Annotated in this window: 1 protein-coding gene; it reads right to left on the bottom strand. The window is 69.4% G+C overall.

Annotated elements, in window-relative coordinates; genetic code table 11:
- Positions 1-248: 248 nt before the first annotated feature.
- Positions 249-821 (bottom strand): ankyrin repeat domain-containing protein, encoded by a 573-nt coding sequence (locus sphsw_RS16640; protein WP_081874398.1) that lies wholly within the window; start codon positions 819-821, stop codon positions 249-251.
- Positions 822-899: the final 78 nt, after the last annotated feature.

Raw genomic sequence — 899 nt, 5'->3', positions numbered from 1 at the left:
CAGATCTTGACCGACGGATGCCCGGCCGCGAGGCCGGCGAGCCGCCCCTCGATCTGGACGGCCTCGCGCTTGGCTGCGTCGAGCTCGGCGGCTGTCGGCGCAGGCTGGATATTGGCGCGCGCGTGTGCGCCGGTGCGTCCCTTGCTCTTGGTCATGGCCAACGCGATGGCCCCGGATGCCGCGCCGCGTCAATGCGGAACGGTAGCGACACGGCCCGCCGTGGCGCGCGGGACGCCCGAAGACTTGCTTTAGCGCTTCACGCGTTCCGCCATGGCAGCGTTGCCCTGCCCGGCCGCGACCGAACCTGCCGATCGTCCCGCCGCATCCTGGATCGTCCGGTCCGCACCCGCCGCCAGCAACAGGTCGACCTGTGCCCGGCGATTGAACAGCGATGCCATCATCAACGCGGTCTGCCCGGCATGATTGCGCGCGTTCACGTCGCACCCTGCCTTCAGCAGCCGTGCCGCGATCGCATCCTCGCCCTTGAACGCGACACCCATCTGCGCGCTATTGCCTTGGTCGCGATCCGGACGGCAGGCGTCGGCGCCCTTGCCGATCAGCGCGTCGACTGTAGCAAGCTGTCCGTTATACGCCGCCAGGATCAGGGGCGTGAAACCGCGCTCGTCATAGGCATTGATGTCGGCGCCGGCCTTGAGCAGCGGATCGATCATGTCCGTGCGGCCGAGCCGGGCCGCCTCGAACAGCAGCTGCTGGCGACGCTCGGGTGTTGGCAAGGTCGCGACCGAAGGAGGCGCCTGTCGCTCGGTCGCAGCGGCCTCTGGGCCAGCCGCGGCGAGCAGCGCGGCAAGATAAGTCAGCATCGTCGGTCTCGTTTCCTTGAAGTCTGCCACGGCAGGAGGCGCGCGCCATGCCGCGCCTCCTGCCCCGGGATCAGCGGG

The organism is Sphingomonas sp. FUKUSWIS1 (genome assembly GCF_000733135.1).
Taxonomy (GTDB): domain Bacteria; phylum Pseudomonadota; class Alphaproteobacteria; order Sphingomonadales; family Sphingomonadaceae; genus Sphingomonas; species Sphingomonas aerolata.
Note: the sequence above shows the minus strand (reverse complement) of the source record. Positions and strands in the feature narration are given on the sequence as shown.

What these genes read in the sequence shown, in the direction of transcription:
- sphsw_RS16640 (WP_081874398.1), bottom strand. Translation starts at nt 821, where the DNA reads ATGCTGACTTATCTTGCCGCGCTGCTCGCCGCGGCTGGCCCAGAGGCC.